12 protein-coding genes are annotated in these 18852 nt (G+C 60.9%); 8 read left to right on the top strand and 4 right to left on the bottom strand.

The genetic code is table 11. The features are described 5' to 3' along the window. Positions 1-73 precede the first annotated feature (73 nt). Entirely contained in the window at positions 74-1678 is a 1605-nt protein-coding gene (locus FHR23_RS06850) for a winged helix-turn-helix domain-containing protein (RefSeq protein ID WP_184002280.1), read from the bottom strand. A 241-nt stretch (positions 1679-1919) separates the two neighbouring features. Between FHR23_RS06850 and FHR23_RS06845 the strand changes: the two genes are divergently transcribed. Continuing rightward, a complete protein-coding gene (locus FHR23_RS06845; protein ID WP_184002278.1) occupies positions 1920-2384 on the top strand; it encodes a hypothetical protein in 465 nt (154 codons plus the stop codon). A 118-nt stretch (positions 2385-2502) separates the two neighbouring features. Here the strand turns inward: FHR23_RS06845 and FHR23_RS06840 are convergent, their stop codons facing one another. Then, on the bottom strand, positions 2503-4662 hold the full coding sequence (locus FHR23_RS06840) for a TonB-dependent receptor domain-containing protein (RefSeq protein WP_184002276.1): 2160 nt from the start codon (positions 4660-4662) through the stop codon (positions 2503-2505). A gap of 52 nt (positions 4663-4714) precedes the next feature. After that, positions 4715-7930 carry a WD40/YVTN/BNR-like repeat-containing protein gene (locus tag FHR23_RS06835; protein WP_184002274.1) on the bottom strand — a complete coding sequence of 1072 codons (3216 nt, stop codon included), beginning with the start codon at positions 7928-7930 and terminating at the stop codon, positions 4715-4717. A 173-nt stretch (positions 7931-8103) separates the two neighbouring features. Here FHR23_RS06835 and FHR23_RS06830 point away from each other — a divergent pair, with 173 nt between their 5' ends. Both FHR23_RS06830 and FHR23_RS06825 read left to right on the top strand, forming a co-directional pair. Further along, positions 8104-9126: an Ldh family oxidoreductase gene (locus tag FHR23_RS06830; RefSeq protein WP_184002272.1), complete on the top strand. Its 1023-nt coding sequence runs from the start codon at positions 8104-8106 to the stop codon at positions 9124-9126. A 181-nt stretch (positions 9127-9307) separates the two neighbouring features. Beyond that, positions 9308-12040 carry a WD40/YVTN/BNR-like repeat-containing protein gene (locus FHR23_RS06825; RefSeq protein ID WP_184002271.1) on the top strand — a complete coding sequence of 911 codons (2733 nt, stop codon included), beginning with the start codon at positions 9308-9310 and terminating at the stop codon, positions 12038-12040. A gap of 60 nt (positions 12041-12100) precedes the next feature. On the opposite strand, the gene FHR23_RS06820 is transcribed toward FHR23_RS06825, so the two are convergent. After that, positions 12101-13303, bottom strand: a complete 1203-nt coding sequence (locus FHR23_RS06820; RefSeq protein WP_184002269.1) for a M24 family metallopeptidase — start codon at positions 13301-13303, stop codon at positions 12101-12103. Between the two features lie 115 nt (positions 13304-13418). Between FHR23_RS06820 and FHR23_RS06815 the strand changes: the two genes are divergently transcribed. The 5 genes from FHR23_RS06815 to FHR23_RS06795 all read left to right on the top strand — a co-directional run bounded on the left by FHR23_RS06815 (position 13419) and on the right by FHR23_RS06795 (position 18850). Then, on the top strand, positions 13419-14342 hold the full coding sequence (locus tag FHR23_RS06815) for a dihydrodipicolinate synthase family protein (protein WP_184002267.1): 924 nt from the start codon (positions 13419-13421) through the stop codon (positions 14340-14342). A gap of 5 nt (positions 14343-14347) precedes the next feature. Beyond that, a complete protein-coding gene (locus FHR23_RS06810; protein WP_184002265.1) occupies positions 14348-15346 on the top strand; it encodes a 4-hydroxyproline epimerase in 999 nt (332 codons plus the stop codon). Between the two features lie 34 nt (positions 15347-15380). Further along, on the top strand, positions 15381-16808 hold the full coding sequence (locus tag FHR23_RS06805) for an amino acid permease (protein WP_184002263.1): 1428 nt from the start codon (positions 15381-15383) through the stop codon (positions 16806-16808). Between the two features lie 7 nt (positions 16809-16815). Further along, the gene (locus FHR23_RS06800) at positions 16816-18099 is read left to right on the top strand and encodes an NAD(P)/FAD-dependent oxidoreductase (RefSeq protein ID WP_343043050.1); all 1284 of its coding nucleotides are present in this window, start codon (positions 16816-16818) and stop codon (positions 18097-18099) included. A 64-nt stretch (positions 18100-18163) separates the two neighbouring features. Then, entirely contained in the window at positions 18164-18850 is a 687-nt protein-coding gene (locus FHR23_RS06795) for a GntR family transcriptional regulator (protein WP_246359762.1), read from the top strand. Positions 18851-18852: the final 2 nt, after the last annotated feature.

The raw sequence follows: 18852 nt of genomic DNA, 5'->3' as shown, positions 1-18852 counted from the left end.
CACTGGTGCGTGGGGAAACCGGCTGAAATCGATATCCTGGTACAGTAACAACGATGCCGTCAATCAGGCCCGCTTATGCTCCGGCCGGCGGCAAAGTTTGCCAGACTTCGGCCATGGCGGAGATCATAGCCCTGCGTGTAATCTCGTCGCCGAACCAATAAACCATTCGACGGGCCAGGCTGTTATAGTCTTGCAGCGTATAATCCGGGGCGATCGCCCTCAGCCGCATCAGGGTGGCACGCGCCTCTTCGGTCTGACCCGCCACGGCCTGGGCAGCGGCCAGCGTCACCAGATTAAGGCTGTAACCGGGGTTACGCTGCTCCCCATCCCGATAGGCATGGATCGCCTGCTCGACATGCCCGAGCCTGATTTCGCAATGCCCGCGATAATGGGCCCATACCGAAAAGCGCGGATGGTTCGGCGCGCGTTCCTCTGCGGTTTTGATCATCCGCAGGCCTTCTTCCCCGCCGGTCAGCCAGCATTGTTGCCAGCCCAGCACGGCCAGCGTGTGTGCGTTGTTGGGATCCTGCTCCATCGCAGCACGCAAATGACGCACGGCAAGCCGTGCATTGCCCATCATCGTGGCGGTTATTCCCGCAGCCGCCAGGACGTCCGGATCGTGCGGTGAAAGGGCAAGCCCGGTATCGATATGACGCTTGGCCAGCGAAAAAGTCTCCGCCGGCGCGTCGCAGAACTTACTGGTGACGTTCTGCGTATGCTGCACCGCAAGTGCGGCATGTACGGCACCGTCATTGGGATCGATTTCCAGCGCCTGTTCCAACAGGCCGACAATTTCCTGCGCTGCCTCCCGATTATAGTGAAGACGCAACGCCTCGGCGCGCTGGACGAGTTCATAGGCATTGAGCTGAAACGGCCTGCGCTGCTGAAGCGCCGCAGCATGCGACAGGTGAAGCGCGGAGGAAAGCGAGGTCGAGACGTCGAGCACGATCCTGTCCTGAACCGAAAAGAACTGATCCAGTCTGGCGTCGATCCGCTGTGCCCATAGCTGGGCGTCATCGACTCCGTCCATCAGCGCCACGCGAAGCTGGAAATTCTCCCCCTGCCGCGCAAGCGAGCCGGAAACGAGGTAGCGAACGTCAAGACGGCTGGAAATGGCTGGCGCCCGAATGTCCCCTTCGCGTACGGTCTGGGCCGAACTATACGCCGCAACCCGCAGCCGTGGGACGCGTGAGAGCAACATTGTCAGATCACGCGTTAAACCATCGGCAAGAAAACCGTCGCCTTCCGCGATTGATTGCCGGCGGAACGGCAACACCGCCACCGCAAATTCATCTTCAAGCGACGGTGCCTGATAGCAGACCGGAAGACGGCGCCTCGGCACCAGCGGCGCTACAGGAGCAGTTAATCTATACCCGCGTTTCCACGCTGTTTCGATATAGTTTCCCGCTTCCGGGTCATGCCGGAATATCCGGCGAAGCAGAGAAATCGCGCGTGTCAGGCTCTCATCGGCATAGGGATTGAAAAACCAGACATGCTCAATCAATTCGTCGCGGGAAACCGTTTCTCCGGCACGGCCTGCCAGAAAGCACAAGACGTCCATCACCAAGGGCTCGACGGCGTGGCGGACGCCCAGACATTCCAGCAGGTTGCCAGTTGGATCGACAACGAATGCCCCGATACGGAAGCGATCCGGAGGAATTCGGGGAGCGCCCGGCATCGCCCGGGCCTCATGAGCCCCATCTCCTGCCGAAAAAGTCATTTTGCCCGCCGCATCTGTCTCTCCCCCCAAGAGAAACCAATATGCTGTGCAGAAATTATGCCCGAATATGACAAATAATCAATGTGGCACTCCATAAGGTGTAGCTACATCACCTTTCCATCAGGATTTATCCTTTTGCCTCTGTCAGGAAAAGGGCTGCGGCGCGCAGTGCTGTGGCCGCGACAACAGGGGAATTGTCATGAATTGGAAGCATCTGGCCCTGCCGGTACTGGCAGCAGTGTCCGTAACATCGCTGTCCAGCCCGGCGGCGGCCCAAATGGAACTCTACAAGGATTATGAACCGGGGCCGCAGGTCATCGAAATGACCACCGTCAACGTCGACGAGGGGCAGTTCGAAACCTATCTGCAAGGTCTCAAGTCAACCTGGATCGGCAGCAGCGAAATCGCCAAAAAGCTGGGAATTATTCAGGACTATCATATCTACTGGAACACGGCACCGACCGATCACAGCTTCGATCTGGTGCTGGAAATCGTGTATCCGTCGGTCGAGGCATGGGCGGGAAACAAAGCCCAATATATGAAATTCCTCGACGCCTATGGTAAAACCAGTCTCGACAAGGACAATGAGACGGTGCTGAAACTTTACAACAAGATTCGCCACATCTCCGGAACCTATGTCATGCGCGAAGTCATCGTGCATTGACCTGAATACGGTCTGGGAGCGGCGGCGTCGCCCTTGCGATCCCGCCGCTCTAATGCCGTGAAGATGCGACAGGTCGCGGATCAGTCAGTAATAAGCGCAAAGGCCGTTTGCCCTGCATTCAGAACCCCACGGCAAAACCGGCATACGCTTTGCGGTCGCGTGCTGGTTCGAGACCGTTCAGAAACACCCGGTCATAATATTTCCGGTCGCCGATATTGGAAACGCCCGCCAGCAGCCGCAGTTTCTTTGTGAGATAAACGTCGGCGGCGATATCGAACACGGCATAGGCGGGGATTCTCGCGGGGATATAGCTGTCGCCTGACCCGGTCGGCGCGTTCGAGTCCTGCCAATATTGCGAACTGACACTGATGCCGGTGACACTGACATCGAAACGGCGATCGCGACGGAAGGTAATCCCGTATTTGGCGATCAGGCCGGGCGCGTAAGCGGGTGTCTTGCCGACCTGTCCGGCGATATCGCTTTTGACGAAGGTCGCATCCAGCAGGCTGAGATTGCCGAAAGCGATCAGATGCGTATCGCCGCCACGATGCGCGAGAAAATCATACGAGACCTGGCCTTCGAATCCGCGATGGCGGGTGTCGCCGCTATTGACGTTGACAAGATCGGTATTGTTGAGCGCAACCGTCTCAATCCGGTTGCGAAAGTTGATCCAGAACAGGCTGATATCATAAAACAATCCTGTTACCGGAGTGCCATGCACCCCGACCTCCCAGGAAAGCGATTTCTGGGGATCGGCAACATTACCCGGGCCGACATTGGAGAAGGGCGATGCGACGTCGAAGAACCGCAGCGGCCGATAGCCGTTGCTGACGCTGAAATAGGTCTCGTTCTGATGCCCGAAATCGAAGCCGAGCCCCAGCCCGAACAACGGCACCACGCGTGAGGCATGCTCCTTGATCAGTGGGCGCGTCAGGAACGGTGGTCGAACGCTTTCATCGATGTCGATGACTTCATGCTCCAACCGTACCGAAGGTACGACATGCCACCGATGGGGAAGCCGAAACACATTCTCGACAAACACAGCCTGATACGCGGTGTAGCGCTGCTGATCGAGCCGCGGCGTACCATCGTTAAGGTCGCGCGGTGCCGTGATATCGGTACTGGTCCATTCGCGGAAAGGCGCATCGTCGTGATAGACGACCGATCCGATCGTGAGCGCATTGCCGCGCCCCCAATGCTTAACCGCCCGCACATCCAGACCCTGACTGTGAAACTGCTCGTCCTCGATCGTTGTGGTGGCCGGCGGCGGAGCACCAGGCGCCTGATTGGCGGCGGCGCGGGTGTGGATTGTCTGCCATGCCGCCCAGCCCTTCGCCTCCAGCTTCCAGCCGTTGCCAAGGTCGCTCTCATTTCCAAGCGTGATCGACGTGCGCCGGATCCAGTCATGATTGAACGGCGTCGGCGAATAGTCCGCATCGGTCAGGAATTGCGGATAGCCGATCCGGCCGGGATCGCCTGCGCTGACATTATGGTACTGGAAATCGGCATACCACAGAGAACCGCCATCGGGACGATAAGCCAGATAGGTCCGCACCTGATCGAGGTCGGACGCGGAATTCTGGCGCTGCCCGCCGTCATGAACGTGGCCATAGCTGGCGCGGAATTCGACCTTGCCGACCGATCCTTCAATGGCGTTGAAGCTTGAAAACAGGTCGTCGCTGCCAAAACTGTTCTCGCTATAGGCGCCGATCGGTTCACCGGCGCGCGGCCGTTTGAGCACGAAATTGACCGCCGGTGCCGGATTGGGACCGTACATCAGGCTGGACCCGCCCCGGATCAGTTCGATTTTGGCGACTTCCTGCGGCAAGGGTTCGTAATAAAGCGTCGGAAAACCGATCCAGTCGGTCGAGATCGGCAGACCGTTCTGCAGCGCCAGAATAAACTCCGACTCCTGCGGATTGCCGAGGCCGCGATAGTTCAGATTATACTGGGTGGGCGTCTGCTGGTCCGTAACCAACAGGCCCGGTGAGCGCACGAACAACTGTTTCTGGTTATTGTCGATAACGGTCGGCTGCAGATTCAATTTGGTGACGGTCGTCTTTTTGGTGACAGTGATCTTCGTCCCGTCCACCTCCGACATGATATGGTCGAGCTTGGCCGGTGCATCCTCGACCGGCTGGCCGATAACAACGATATCATACGGCCCCTGCGGCGCACCGGGCGGTGGCCCGGCATCCTGATCCTGGGCGAATGCGGGTGCCTGCATAAGGGCTATTGCGGTACCGGCTGCAAGCGCCAGTCTGGTTCGATCAAGCACAAATTTCCCCCGATCAGACGGCGCGCGGCACGGCCGGCCGCGCGCCGGTCAATCAATCCGCGTCCGCCTCGGCATAATCGAAGCCCTCGCTTTCCTCGCGGTCGGGCGCCCGCATATCGGCAGCGGGCAACACCGTCATCAAAGGCTTCTGCCCTTTGGCGACGAGCAGCTTGTTGAACGCAGGCACATCGGTCGACATGACCGTGTCATAGTGTTGCGTTGCCTTGGCGAGCTGCTGTTCCAGCCCGTCGAGAAGCGGCGGTGTGGTGTCGGTCGGGCCATAGCCCTCTCCGCCCGCGACATCGCCCGCACCCGAGCCGATCTCCGCATTGAGCCACAACAGGTTGTAATAGATCTTCCAGACCGAGACATAATATTTGTCGTCGCTGGCGGCGAGCGCCTTCTGGAACATCTGATACTCGACCGACTTCAGCTTGGCGTCCATCGCGTCGATTTGTGCCGGTGACAGCCCGCCACCGCCTTTGGCGCGCAATTCCTCAAGTTCATGGCGCTGATGCTCGATCAGGTTGACCATTTTCGAGACGCTGTCGACATCCTTACGGATGCGCAGTTGCAGGTCGAGCGACTTTTGCAGGTCGCTCTGCGATCCCGGCGCACTCGGGTCGGGCAGGATGGTAAGCGGCTGTTCGAACGTCTTGCCGTCGACATTGACCGATACCTTGTATTGACCCGGTACGATCAGCGGTCCCGGCTGATAGCTCGGCATTCCCCAATGCGTGATCGGCCGCCACTTTTTGCCCTTGAAGCGGGCATCGTCCCAGATGTGCGGGTTTTCGGGCGGGATCGTCCGCAACCGGATGGTGACCAGCGGATCGTAATGCATGTTCCAGTCGACACGATTCATGCCGCCCGTCACATCGGTGTGCAGCGTGCGAACCGGCGTACCGTCCGCCTTGGCAATGGTCACCGTGGCATCGCCCTTCGCACCCTTGGGCAGCCAATAGGTGAAATAGGCCTTTTCATTGCGCAGCAGATATGTGTTGCGCGGCTTGAAGAAGGTTGCGGCCGTCGGTCGGCCGTTCTTCGCCATCGCTTCCAGCGGCGAAATATCGTCGAGGATATAGATGCCCCGGCCATAGGTGGAGATCACAAGATCGTGGAACCGCTTCTGCGTGACCGTCCAGGTAACGGGTGACGGCGGCAGGCCGGTACGCAGATGTGTCCAGTGCGCACCGTCGTCGAGCGAATAGTAGAAAGCATGCCCGGTGCCTGCGAACAGCAGCCCCTTCGCATTCGGATCTTCCGAGACGTTGCGAACATAGTCGAGCGGCGAGGATGTCGGCAGGTCGCCGTTGATCAGCGTCCACGTCTTTCCGTAATCGGTCGTCCTGACGATATAGGGCCTGCCATCGTCGTTATAGAGATGGGAATCGAAGCTGGCATAGGCCGTCCCCGGATCGAAAGGGGATGGCTCGATGCTGGTGACGGTGGCGAGTTCGGGCACGCCGGTGCCCTTCAGCCCTGCCGTCACGTCGACCCATTTGCCGCCGCCATCGGGCGTGTACCAGATTTTGCCGTCGTCGGTGCCTGCCCAGACCAGCCCCTGCCTGATCTTCGACGGAGCAATCGCGAACACGACCTCTGGTGCAAACTGGCCCAGATTGTCGGCAACGATACCGCCCGACGAGTGGATATATTTCGGATCGCGATGCGACAGGTCGGGGCTGACGACTTTCCAGCTTTGTCCCTTGTCGGTCGTCTTGAAGATCACCTGACAGCCATAATAAACCGTGTCGGCATCGAAGGGGTCGATCGCCAGCGGCGGCGTCCAGTGACAGCGATAGGGCACCTTGTCCGGCTCGGCATCCATGGTGTGCAGCCACGGGCTGACCGACCGCGCGCGATCGGTTTTGGCATCCCACACCGTCACTTCATTGGCATAGCAGGATGCCCAGACGGTATTCGGGTCACCCGGCGCGGGCAGCGTAAAGCCGCTTTCGCATCCGCCCATATGGTGGTCCCAACCCTTGTCCGACGGATATCCGTTGACCGGAATACTCGGCCCCCGCATCGTCGAATTGTCCTGCATGTTGGTATAGACTTCATAGGGTATCTGGTCATCGACCGCGACGTGATACATCTGCCCGATCGGGAAAGTGATCTTGCGCGTGCTGATGCCGCCGTTCACCGTCAGGTTGATGCCGCCGTCATCGGTGACGACGAAATGTTTCGCATCCTTCGGGTCCCACCAGATGTCATGCGAGTCCCCGCCCCAGGGGCGGATCTTGAAGGTCTTGCCGCCGTCGGTCGATTCGCTGACCGAGCTGTTGGCGACAATGATCCGATCGGCATCGGCCGGCGAAACCATCAAATGGATATAATAGCCGCCGCGCCCGGTCAGCTTGCGGTCCCACGACACCGTTTTCCAATTCCGTCCGCCATCGTCCGAACGCCATAACGAGCCGAGGCCGTTGGTTTGAATCAGCGCATAGACGCGGCTGGAATCGGTCGGAGCCACCGCCACGTCGATCTTGCCGACCGGCGACGTCGGCAAGCCATGGCCGACAATATGCTGCCAGTGCGCACCGCCGTCATGCGTTACATAGACGCCGCTGCCGGGGCCGCCGCTATATTCGCCCCAGGTGTTCATCTTCACCTGCCAGGTGCCGGCGAAGATCGTCTTTGGGTCATGCGCGTCCATCGACAGACCGGAACAGCCGGTGTTGGCATCGACGAACAATTGCCGTTTCCAGGTCTTGCCGCCATCCGAACTGTGGAACACACCCCGCTGTTGCTGCGGCGCGGGCAGTCGACCTAGTGCGCAGGCCCAGACACTGTCTGGATTGTTCGGATCGACCAGAATGCGGCCGATCCGCCCGCTATTGTCCAACCCGATATGCTGCCAGGTCTTACCGGCATCGGTGGATTTGTACATGCCGTTGCCGATCACATCGATGTCACGGATCGCCCAGGCCTCGCCCGTACCGGCATAGATGACCCTGGGGTTGGACGGTGCCACCGCCAGCGCGCCGATCGCAGCGACATTCTGCTTGTCGAAAATCGGCTTCCAGCTCGCGCCGCCATCTTCGGACTTGAAGATGCCGCCCGAGGATGAACCGGCATAATAGACAAGATGATCGCCCGGCGCCGCGGCAAAGGAAGCAACCCGGTTGCCGACCACCGGCCCCAGAAAGCGAAAACCGAACGATCCGGCGTTCGCATCATGATCCTGCGCCTGCGCCGTCGAGCCCAGCGGGATCAACTGCCCCGCCAGCAATATGGCCAGTCCGAATGCACGTACCCGCATTAGTCCCTCCCTTGCGACCTGTTGGTATATCGTATACTTAATATCGAGCAATCCTCAAGCCTACTGCGTTTTTTTGAGGAAATTTCATCAACCCGCACGGCTTCGGAGCCACCGGTTCAGTACGCCTGACCGCACCTGCCGCAGCCAATTTCCCAACGATCAGAGGCCTGTCGATGATCAATGACCCGTCGCCGTTCCTGTCCTTCGGACAACTTGAGGATCTTTCACGCAGCATCCTGCGTCACCGTGGCTTGTCGCCCGACCATGTCGAGGCGGTGACCCGAACGATCGTCGCTGGGGAACGCGACGGCTGTGCAAGCCACGGCGCCTATCGACTGATCGTCTGTGCGGCGACTCTTGCTACCGGCAAGGTCGTTGCCGACGCCGAACCGATGGCAACCAGCCTTACCCCCGCCCTGACGCGTGTCGATGCGCGCGGCGGCTATGCGCAGCTCGCCTTTGAACGCGGGCTGCCGCTGCTGATCGAAAAGACCCGCGCCTGCGGCATCGGCGCGATGGCGATCAGCAACTGCGTGCATTTCGCCGCACTATGGCCGGAAATCGAAGCGATAGTCGCGCAAGGGCTGGTTGCGCTGGCCTGCACGCCCAGCCATGCCTGGGTGGCACCGGCAGGGGGAACCAGGCCGTTGTTCGGCACCAATCCGATTGCGTTCGGCTGGCCAAGGCCGGGTCCATGGCCGTTCGTCTTCGATTTCGCGACCAGCGCCGTCGCACGCGGAGAGATTGAGCTGCACCGCCGCGCGGGCAAGCCGATTCCCGAAGGATGGGGTGTCGATACAAATGGCGAGCCGACCACTGACCCCGCCGCCGCGATGGCGGGCGCAATGCTGACCTTTGGCGGGCATAAAGGTTCCGCGCTTTCGGCGATGATCGAGCTGATTGCGGGGCCGCTTATCGGCGACATGACCAGCGCGGAATCGCTCGCGGCTGATGACGGCGCCGGCTCGTCGCCCATCGGCGGCGAACTGATCATCGCGATCGATCCGGCTGGGTTTCTGGGTGACGCCACCGCCACCCATTTGCAACGGGCCGAAGCATTGTTCTCGGGCATTACCGGACAAGGTGCCCGCCTGCCGTCGCAACGCCGCTTCGAAGCGCGTGAGAGGTCGCTTGAACGCGGCGGTGTCACATTGCCAAAAGCGCTTTATGCAGACTTGCTGGCGCTGCTCGACTGACCTCGACCAGCCGATTGCAACGGCTCCCCCGACAGCAAAAGGATCATCCGTCAGCGCCCTGTCGCACCTACGCCCGATAACGCCATTGACATTAGTATACGATATACATCAATCTTGAAACATGCGGCGCATTCGCCCGCGTGCGACGATCTTCGGGGGAGATGGTACGATGAAATGGGGCATGGCGTCCTTGCTGACTGGTTCAGCGTCTCTAACGGTAATCGCCCTGACGTGCGCGATCGCCGCACCGCCCCCGCAAAAACCGGTGGCGCAGCGCGACACACCCCTCCTCTCCTCTTTCCAATACCGCAATATCGGGCCGTTCCGGATGAGCGCGCGGGTCTCCGACATCGCGGTACCCGACAGCCCGGCAAAGGCCCATCGCAACACCATCTATGTCAGCTTCTGGACCGGCGGGCTGTGGAAGACGACGGACCACGGTACGACCTTCACGCCATTATTCGACAAACAGAACAAGCTGACGATCGGTGCCATCGCGCTGGCTCATTCCAATCCTCGCGACATATGGGTCGGCACCGGCGATGCCTTCACCTCCCGCAGTTCGTTCGCGGGCGACGGCATCTACAGGTCGCTCGACGCAGGCAGGACATGGCAGCATATGGGCCTGACCGACACACAGCATATCGCGCGTATCCGCATCGATCCGCGCGATCCGAACAATGTGTATGTCGCAGCGATGGGGCATCTCTATTCGGATAATGCCGAACGCGGGGTGTTCCACACCACCGATGGCGGCAGGACGTGGAAGAAGGTGCTCTATATCAACGATCACATCGGGGTGATCGATCTGATAATGGACCCGAAGAACCCGGACGTCCTCTACGCCGCCACCTATGAAAAAACGCGCCTGCCCTGGCAGTTGGTGGAGGGCGGCCCCGGCAGCGGCATCTATAAAACCAGCGATGGCGGCAAAACCTGGCACCGGCTCGCGGGCGGCCTGCCGGGCGGGAGGATCGGCCGCATCGGCCTGTCGCTCTATCCGAAAAATCCGAACATCGTCTATGCGGTGATCGACAACGCCAACACCACCAAACCAATCGGCCCAGACGACAAGGTTTCGACAATGGGCGAAATCTATCGCACCGACGACGGGGGCGCGCACTGGCGCAAGATGAACCCGCCCGACGTCAATGTGATGCCGAAAGGCCCCTATTATTTCACCCAGATCCGCGTCGATCCGAACAACCCCGATCACATCATCGTCACCGGCGAGCCGTTCAAGCAATCGTTCGACGGCGGCAAAACCTGGCATGGTCCGATCATGGAGAAGATGTTCGGCGATTTCCGCACGCTATGGTTCGATCCGGAAAATTCGAAACATATGCTGACCGGCAGCGACGGCGGGCTGGCGGTCTCTTATGACGGCGGCAAGACCAGCAAGGCGTACAACACCATCCCGGTGAACGAGATCTACACAATCAGCGTCGATAACGACCGGCCCTATAATATCTACGCGGGCATTCAGGACCATGAGCACTGGCGCGGGCCGTCACAGAGCCCGATGCGCTTCGGCGTTTCCCCGCGCGACTGGCAGGCGCTGAGCGACGGGGACGGCGAATGGATTACAGTCGATCCCACCGACAGCCGCTGGGTTTATATGACGCGCGAATATGGCGGCCACACCCGGCTCGATCAGAAGCTCGGCTATGAGACCAATATCCAGCCCAGGGCACCCAGGGGGCAGCCGCCCTATCGCTTCTTATGGACACCGCCGATGGTGTTGTCGCCGCACGATCCGAAGACGCTTTACACCGGCGGGCAGATGCTGCTGCGCTCGACCGATCGCGGCAATAGCTGGCAGGCGATCAGCCCCGATCTCAGCACCCATCCCGCCGACAGGATCATGCGCGAATCCGAAGCGGGCCTGCCCGGCGGGATTCCGTGGTTCGCCATTTCCACCATCTCTGAATCGCCGGTGAAGGCAGGGGTGATCTGGGCCGGCACCGCCGACGGGAATGTGCAGATGACGCCCGACGACGGTGGTCACTGGATCGACATGACGGCGAAGCTGACCGCGCTCGGCGCGCGCCGCGACGGCTATGTCACCCGCGTTCAGGCATCGCATTTCGTCGCCGGGCGCGCCTATGTATCGAAAAGCGGGTACAAGTTCGACGACTTCCACCCCTATCTCTACCGCACCGACGATTATGGAAAGACCTGGCGCTCTATCGCCGATACCCTGCCCGACGCGCCGATCGATGTGGTCTATGAAGACCCGTTCAATCCCGACCTGATCTTCGTCGGCAACGATCAGGGCGTGTTTGTCTCCCGCACCGGCGGCGGCCATTGGGCGAAGATGAACAACAATATGCCGAATATTCCGGTTTTCGACATCAAGGTGCAGCATCGCAGCCACGATCTGGTCCTCGGCTCCTATGGCCGCGGCATCTGGATCACCAATATCGACGCGCTGGAGCAACTCACGCCTGAAGTTGCGGCCAGCAATGCCCATCTGTTCGACACCCGCCCCGCCACCCAGCGCATCCACTGGTGCTTCGGTGCAAACGACTATCTGTTCGGCGACAACCATCTCGTCACGCCGAATCCGCCCTCGGCGATGATGATCCGTTATTATCTGAAGGTGCCCGCCCCGTCCGGCGCAGCGCTGATAATTAAGGACGCAAACGGTAAAACGGTCGCCAACCTGAAAGGACCGGGCAAGGCAGGTATCAACACCGTTGCCTGGGACATGCGCAAAGCGCCGCCCACTCCGGACGAGAGCAACTGCACCGCCTATGGCGACAAGCCGGTGCCTCCGATTGTCGACCAGATCGAACCGCCGGGACGCTATGCGCTGACGGTCGATGTTGCGGGCCGTCATTTTGCGCAGACCGTGGAGATCGCAGGACGGCAAGGCTGGGCGTTAGGCCCTTCCCCTCAACCGATCCCGTGAAGCTGGCCTGGCCTGCCGGAACCATCCGGCAGGCATATTGAGACAGTTCGTGACTGACCTTCAGCCGAACGGCCGGTCGATCGACGGAGACGGCTCGGTAAACCATTGCGCGCCGGTCTCCGTCACGTGGAAATGGTCCTCCAGCCGCACCCCGAACCGGTCCGGCACGACGATCATCGGTTCGTTGGAAAAGCACATGCCCGGTGCCAGTGGCGTAGTGTCTCCGCGCACCAGATAGGCCGGTTCATGAATCGCAAGGCCAATGCCATGGCCGGTACGATGCGGCAGGCCGGGAAGCTGATAATCCGGTCCCAGCCCCGCCTTTTCAATCACCGCACGCGCGGCGGCATCGACCGCTTCGCACGGCTTACCCGGCTCGACCGCTTCGAACGCGGCATATTGGGCCTCGCGCTCCAGTTCCCATATCGTGCGCTGCTCGTCGGTCGGCGTTCCGAACGCATAGGTGCGGGTGATATCCGAGTGATAGCCATGCACCCGGCAGCCGGTGTCGATCAGCACCAGATCGTCCTCGGCCAGTTCCCCGTCACCGGGCAGGCCATGCGGATAGGCGGTGGCGCGCCCGAACTGCACGATCACAAAGCTGTTGCCGCCCGGCGCACCGATGGCACGATGCGCGGCGTCCAGAAACCGCGCGACCTCGCTCGCACGAATGCCGGGCCGAAGGATTTTTGCCGCGCGGCGATGCACCTCCAGCGTCATCGACTTGGCCTGTTGCAGCAATGCCAGCTCGACCGACGACTTGAACATCCGGCATCCGTCGATCACCGGACCCGCAGCGCATACCGAACAGGAGGGTGCTGCCCGCGCGATCCTGTCCACGAACAGAAAGCTCATCGCCGGATCGATCGCCAGCGTATCGGCCCCGATATCGCCAAGCGCGGCCGCGATCATCGCAGCGGGATTTTCATCCTCTTCCCACAGGCGCAAGTCCGCTTCGATCGCAAGGTCGGCCTCCAGCGTGCCGCGTTCGAAATTCGGTGCGAACAGGATCGGCGTTCCGGTCACCGGCAGCAACATCGCCACCAGCCGCTCCGTTTCCCCCCAGGGAATCCCGGTAAAATAGCGCAGACTCTCCCCCGCGCCGACCAGCACTGCGTCAGCCCCGCAATCGCGTGTCAGTTGCCGCGCGCGCTCCATGCGCGCAGCATATTCCTGCTCGTCAGGAGCCGGAGCGCAGTCCGTCCAAGGGCGAATTTCCGACAGTTCGCGTTCCGCGCTCGATCCACCGATCCCGTGTATCATTCAATCTCCTCATATCCGCAAATTCTGCGGGCTTTACGATTGCGTTCAAAAACCTATTGTCGAGGTCAATCTTATATCGTATACGAAAGTCAGATTCAACGGAGGGCATCATTACATGAGTGCGGCAAAGGCATTGTGGACGGGGGTATACCCCGCCGCAACCACCCAGTTTGCGGAAGATGGTTCGATCGACACCGATGCGACCCAGAAAATTCAGACGGCGCTGGTCGATGACGGCGTCGACGGCCTGATCCTGCTCGGCACCTGTGGCGAGAATAATTCGCTCAGTGCTGAGGAAAAGCGCGTGGTGCTGAGCGGTGCGGTCGAAGCGCTGAAGGGCCGTGCGCCGCTGGTCGCCGGCGTATCCGAATTTACGACCGAATCCGCGATTGCCTATGCCCGCGACGCCGAAAAAATCGGCGTGGATGCGCTAATGCTGCTGCCCGGCATGGTTTATGTGCCGAAACCGGAGGAACTGGCCGCCCATTTCCGCATGGTGGCGGAAGCGACCGGCCTTCCCATCATGCTCTACAACAATCCGCCCGCCTATCGCGTCAATGTCGATTTCGATACGCTCGACGCGCTGTCCGATGTCAGCAACATCGTCGCCGTAAAGGAAAGCGCGCCCGATACGCGCCGCTTCACAGACCTCCTCAACCGGTTCGGCGACCGTTATGCGGTGATGGCCGGGCTGGATGATGTCGCACTGGAAGGGCTGATGTTGGGGGCAAGCGGCTGGGTTTCCGGCCTGACCAGCGCATTCCCGCAGGAATCGGTACGTCTGGTCGCAGCCGCCGATGCCGGTAACTGGGAAGAGGCGCGCGAAATCTATCGCTGGTTCATGCCGTTGCTGCACCTCGATGCCGAGCATGATCTTGTGCAATCGATCAAGCTGGCCGAAACCATCATGGGACGCGGCAGTGAGCGCGTGCGCATGCCGCGGATGCCGCTGACCGGCGAACGTCGCGCCGAAGTCACCCGGATGGTCGAGCAATGCCGGGCCACCCAGCCAAGCAAAAGACAGACTGAGATGGTCTGACTCCGATGCGCCACCTGTTTTTCTGCATCGACGGCCACACCGCGGGTAACCCGGTTCGGCTGGTCGCCGGTGGTGCGCCGTTGCTGCACGGGGCCAATATGGCCGAGCGACGGCAGGATTTCATGGCCCGGTTCGACTGGATTCGAACCGGGCTGTGCTTCGAGCCGCGCGGACATGACATGATGTCGGGTGGATTTCTGTATCCGCCCAGCGAGCCGGATTCGGATATCGGCATCCTGTTCATCGAAACCTCCGGCTGCCTGCCGATGTGCGGGCATGGCACCATCGGTATGGTGACGTTCGGCCTGGAAAACGGACTGATCTCCCCGCGCGAGCCGGGACGTCTGCGCATTGAGACGCCAGCAGGCATTCTGGATGCAGAATATACGACCGAGGGCAATCGGGTGCGCTCCGTGCGATTCCGCAACGTCGCGTCCTATCTCGCCGAACAGGACGTGGAAATCGACGTGCCCGGACTGGGCCCGCTGACCGTCGATGTCGCCTATGGCGGGAATTTCTACGCAATCGTCGAACCGCAGGGCAATTATACCGGACTCGACGCCTTCAGCGCGGCCGACCTGATCGCACTCAGTCGCGTCGTTCGCGAACGCATGCGCGAAGCCGTCGAGCCGATACACCCTGTCGATCCGCGCATTCGCGGCGTCAGTCATGTGATGTGGACCGACCGCCCCTCCAATGCCGACGCCGATGGCCGCAATGCCGTCTTCTATGGCGACAACGCCATCGACCGCAGCCCGTGCGGCACCGGCACCTCCGCCCGCATGGCGCAACTGGTGGCACGCGGCAGGCTCGCGGTCGGTGATCGCTTCGTCCATGCCAGCTATATCGGCAGCCGGTTTACCGGGCGGGTGGAAGAAGCAACCGAACTGGGCGGCAAATTCGCGATCATTCCGTCGATTGAGGGTTCTGCAATCGCCACCGGATTCAACACCATCTGGATCGACCGCGAGGACGCATTCTGGAAAGGCTTTTCCGTAAGCTGATTAACGATACCACCGCCAAAGGGAGGGTGACACATTGGGGATATTGGGTCCGGTTAAACCGATTGAATATGGCGGGCAGGTCGATACCGAACATCGTCTCCGTCCCACGCTGAGCTGGCCACATCTGATAGCACTGGGCGTCGGCGCCATCGTCGGCACCGGTATTTATACCCTGACAGGGGTCGGCGCCGATCGTGCGGGGCCGGCGGTCATTCTGTCCTTTCTGGTCGCAGGCGTGGTATGCGCCTGTGCAGCGCTCGCTTATGCTGAACTGGCGACCCTGATCCCACGAGCGGGCAGCGCCTATACCTACACCTATTCGGTAGCCGGAGAAACGGTCGCATGGGTCGTCGGCTGGAGTCTGATCCTCGAATATTCGCTTGCCTGCTCGACCGTCGCGGTCGGCTGGTCCGGCTATCTGGTCGGCTGGTTGCAGGAGATGGGTATTTCGCTTCCTCATCTCCTGCTCGCCGGACCACATGCAGGCGGCATCATCAACCTGCCCGCCGTTCTGGTCGCACTGGCCATCGCCGGCATGCTGATGGCCGGAACCCGCGAAAGCGCGACGCTCAACATCATTCTGGTGATCATCAAGCTGACCGCGCTCGCGGCATTTGTGGCGCTGACCCTGCCCGCGTTCAAAGCATCCAATTTCCATCCCTTCATGCCCTATGGCTTCGGCAGTCACGTCATTAACGGAGAGACGCGCGGCGTCATGGCGGCAGCAGCGATTGTGTTCTTCGCCTTTTACGGGTTCGATGCGGTGGCAACCTCTGCCGAAGAAGCGCGCAATCCCGGTCGCGACCTGAAGATCGGCATTGTCGGGTCGATGCTGATATGCACCTCCATCTATATTCTGGTCGCCTTTGCCGCAGTCGGTGCGATTTCCTATGTCGAACTCGGCGGGTCGGCGGAACCGCTGGCGCTCGTCCTGCGCGTGCTTGACCATCCGGTCGCCGCCTATCTGGTCGCGGGCGCCGCGCTGGTCGCCCTACCCTCGGTCATCCTTGTCATGATGTACGGGCAGAGCCGGATTTTCTTCGTGATGGCACGCGACGGGCTGTTGCCGCGCCGTCTGGCAAAGGTATCGAAACGCACCGGGTCGCCTGTCCTGATTACCGCGATGACCGGTCTGTTCGTTGCGGTGGTAGCAGGCTTTTTCAGCCTGGGCGAAATTGCGGAACTCGCCAATGCCGGAACCCTACTCGCCTTTATTGCCGTCGGGGCCTGCATGATGGCGCTGCGCCGAAACGCACCGGAACTGGAACGCGTGTTCCGTTGTCCGGCCCCCTATGTGGTCGGCACGCTGGCGATACTGGGATGCCTGTATCTGCTGATCAGCCTGCCGGAGAAAACGCTGGTACGCTTCGTCATCTGGAATATCGGAGGGCTGATCCTCTATTTCCTTTATGGGCGTTCGCGCAGTCAACTTGCGCGCGATATCGTCGACGCGGCGGGATAAGCGAGCGGTGTCGGAAGCAGGCACAGGACAGGGAATAAAGAAATCCTCCTGTCCGGCAACGGCGATCGTCATCGGGGACGGACTGGTCGGACTTGCCTGTGCGATCGAGCTTCAGCAACGCGGCATCACGACGCGGTTGATTGCGCCGGAGCAACCCTGGCGCGGTGCATCATGGGGTAATGCCGGGCATCTCGCCGTCGAACAGACGGCCCCGCTGGCATCGCTGGCCACATTGCACAGCCTGCCCCGACGGTTGTTCAGCTTCGGCGGAGCTGCGTCCTTTCCTCGACGCGCGATCAAATACTGGCTGCCCTTTTCCCTGCGGCTGCTTCGACGCAGTACCCCGAGCCGGTTCCGCTCTGGCAAGGCAGCCCTTGCCGAAGCATTGGCTACCGCCATTCCCGCATGGCAAAGGCTGCTTGAACAGGCGGGGGGGCGATCCCTACTGCGCCTCGACGGGCATTTCATTGTTTGGGAAGATAAGGCGAGCGCTGCCAAGGGCATGGCGCACTGGCTGAATAGCGACGTCGGCACCGCGCATGTCCGGCGTGTCACCGCCAGTGAAATGGCGGACCTGCAAGCGCTGACATCCACTTCACTGGCCGGCGCTGTGCGGGTCGAAGGCAGCGGGCAGATCGCCGACATGACCGCGCTGGGGGAATACCTGCACCGATATTACAGGCAATGCGGCGGAACCCGTATTTCAGCGAAAGTCGTGCAAATTGAAGGTGAAGGAAGTCAGGGCGTCGCAACGCTGGAAACGGGCGAAGTGCTTCGCGCCGACATCCTTGTCGTCGCGGCCGGCACTGCCTGTCGTGACCTGCTCGCACCACTGGGCATCCATGCGCCGGTGATTGCCGAACGCGGCTATCATATTCAGTCCGATGCAACCGCATGGCCGCCCGCTATGCCGCCAGTGGTTTTCGAGGACAGGGCAATGATCGTGACCCGTTTCGCCGATTCCGTCCGCGCAGCGAGTTTCGTTGAATTTTCCGGTGCAGACTGCCCGCCCGACCCTCGCAAATGGGCGCGACTGCGTTCGCATGTCAAAGCACTGGAATTGCCCGTCGGGACTGCGATCAGCGAGTGGATGGGCATCCGGCCGACTCTGCCCGACTATCTGCCGGCCATCGGACGGGATGCAGAACGCCCCTGGCTTGCCTATGCCTTCGGGCATCAGCATCTCGGTCTCACCCTGTCCGCCACCAGCGGTCAGGCGCTGGGCGCCCTGCTCTGCGGAGACAGGCCCGATTTCGACCTGAAACCCTTTTCGCTCAGCCGGTTCGGATGAAGGGCACCCTCGACGCGACGGTATGGCTGGGGTATCGGCCTTTTGGTAAGAAAGATACCGTATAATGGCGCTCAAACTCACCAAGGCTCGAAATACCATGAACAGCATCGTCATCCGGAACCTGTCGGATCAACTCGTCGATCTGGTGCGCGATCGCATTCTCGCAGGGCAAGTGCCGGTCGATCAGGCTATTCGACAGGACGCGCTCGCATCCGAACTGGGCGTCAGCAAGATCCCGCTGCGTGAGGCGCTGACACGTTTGGAACAGGAAGGGCTGGTTCGGTCTCAGGCAAACCGGGGCTTCTTCGTACGCCCCCTGTCCTCTGATGAGGCCGAGGAAGTCTATGCCCTGCGCCTGAAACTGGAACCCGATGCCGCAGCGCTTGCTGCTGCCAACGCCACCGATGAGGAACGCGCACAGGCGGTCGCCGCGCTGGAAGCCATCGACACCATGTCGCCCAATGGCGACGGCGTCGGCGCGCTGAACCGCGCCTTTCACCTTGCACTGATCCGTCCGGCGGGGCAGTCGATCACCACCCAGTTGCTGGAACGCCTGCACGTGATGAGCGACCGCTATGTGCGCAAGCATCTCGAACCGCTGGGTCGCGACGAGCGCGCCAATGCGGAACATGACGAACTGCTGAAACTCTGGCTCGATCGCGACAAGAAGGGCGTCGCCAAGAGCATGCACGCCCATATCAAGAAAACCATCGTCGACCTGCGCCGCCAGCTCGCCTCCACGGCGGACTGACG

Source organism: Stakelama sediminis (assembly GCF_014199335.1).
In the GTDB taxonomy this organism is placed as follows: domain Bacteria; phylum Pseudomonadota; class Alphaproteobacteria; order Sphingomonadales; family Sphingomonadaceae; genus Sphingomonas; species Sphingomonas sediminis.
Note: the sequence above shows the minus strand (reverse complement) of the source record. Positions and strands in the feature narration are given on the sequence as shown.

Bases quoted from the DNA above. Each gene is read 5' to 3' on its own strand.
- FHR23_RS06795 (WP_246359762.1), top strand. From the start codon at position 18,164: ATGGCGCTCAAACTCACCAAGGCTCGAAATACCATGAACAGCATCGTC.
- FHR23_RS06820 (WP_184002269.1), bottom strand. From the start codon at position 13,303: ATGATACACGGGATCGGTGGATCGAGCGCGGAACGCGAACTGTCGGAA.
- FHR23_RS06830 (WP_184002272.1), top strand. From the start codon at position 8,104: ATGATCAATGACCCGTCGCCGTTCCTGTCCTTCGGACAACTTGAGGAT.
- FHR23_RS06825 (WP_184002271.1), top strand. From the start codon at position 9,308: ATGGCGTCCTTGCTGACTGGTTCAGCGTCTCTAACGGTAATCGCCCTG.
- FHR23_RS06835 (WP_184002274.1), bottom strand. From the start codon at position 7,930: ATGCGGGTACGTGCATTCGGACTGGCCATATTGCTGGCGGGGCAGTTG.
- FHR23_RS06815 (WP_184002267.1), top strand. From the start codon at position 13,419: ATGAGTGCGGCAAAGGCATTGTGGACGGGGGTATACCCCGCCGCAACC.
- FHR23_RS06810 (WP_184002265.1), top strand. From the start codon at position 14,348: ATGCGCCACCTGTTTTTCTGCATCGACGGCCACACCGCGGGTAACCCG.
- FHR23_RS06845 (WP_184002278.1), top strand. From the start codon at position 1,920: ATGAATTGGAAGCATCTGGCCCTGCCGGTACTGGCAGCAGTGTCCGTA.
- FHR23_RS06850 (WP_184002280.1), bottom strand. From the start codon at position 1,678: ATGCCGGGCGCTCCCCGAATTCCTCCGGATCGCTTCCGTATCGGGGCA.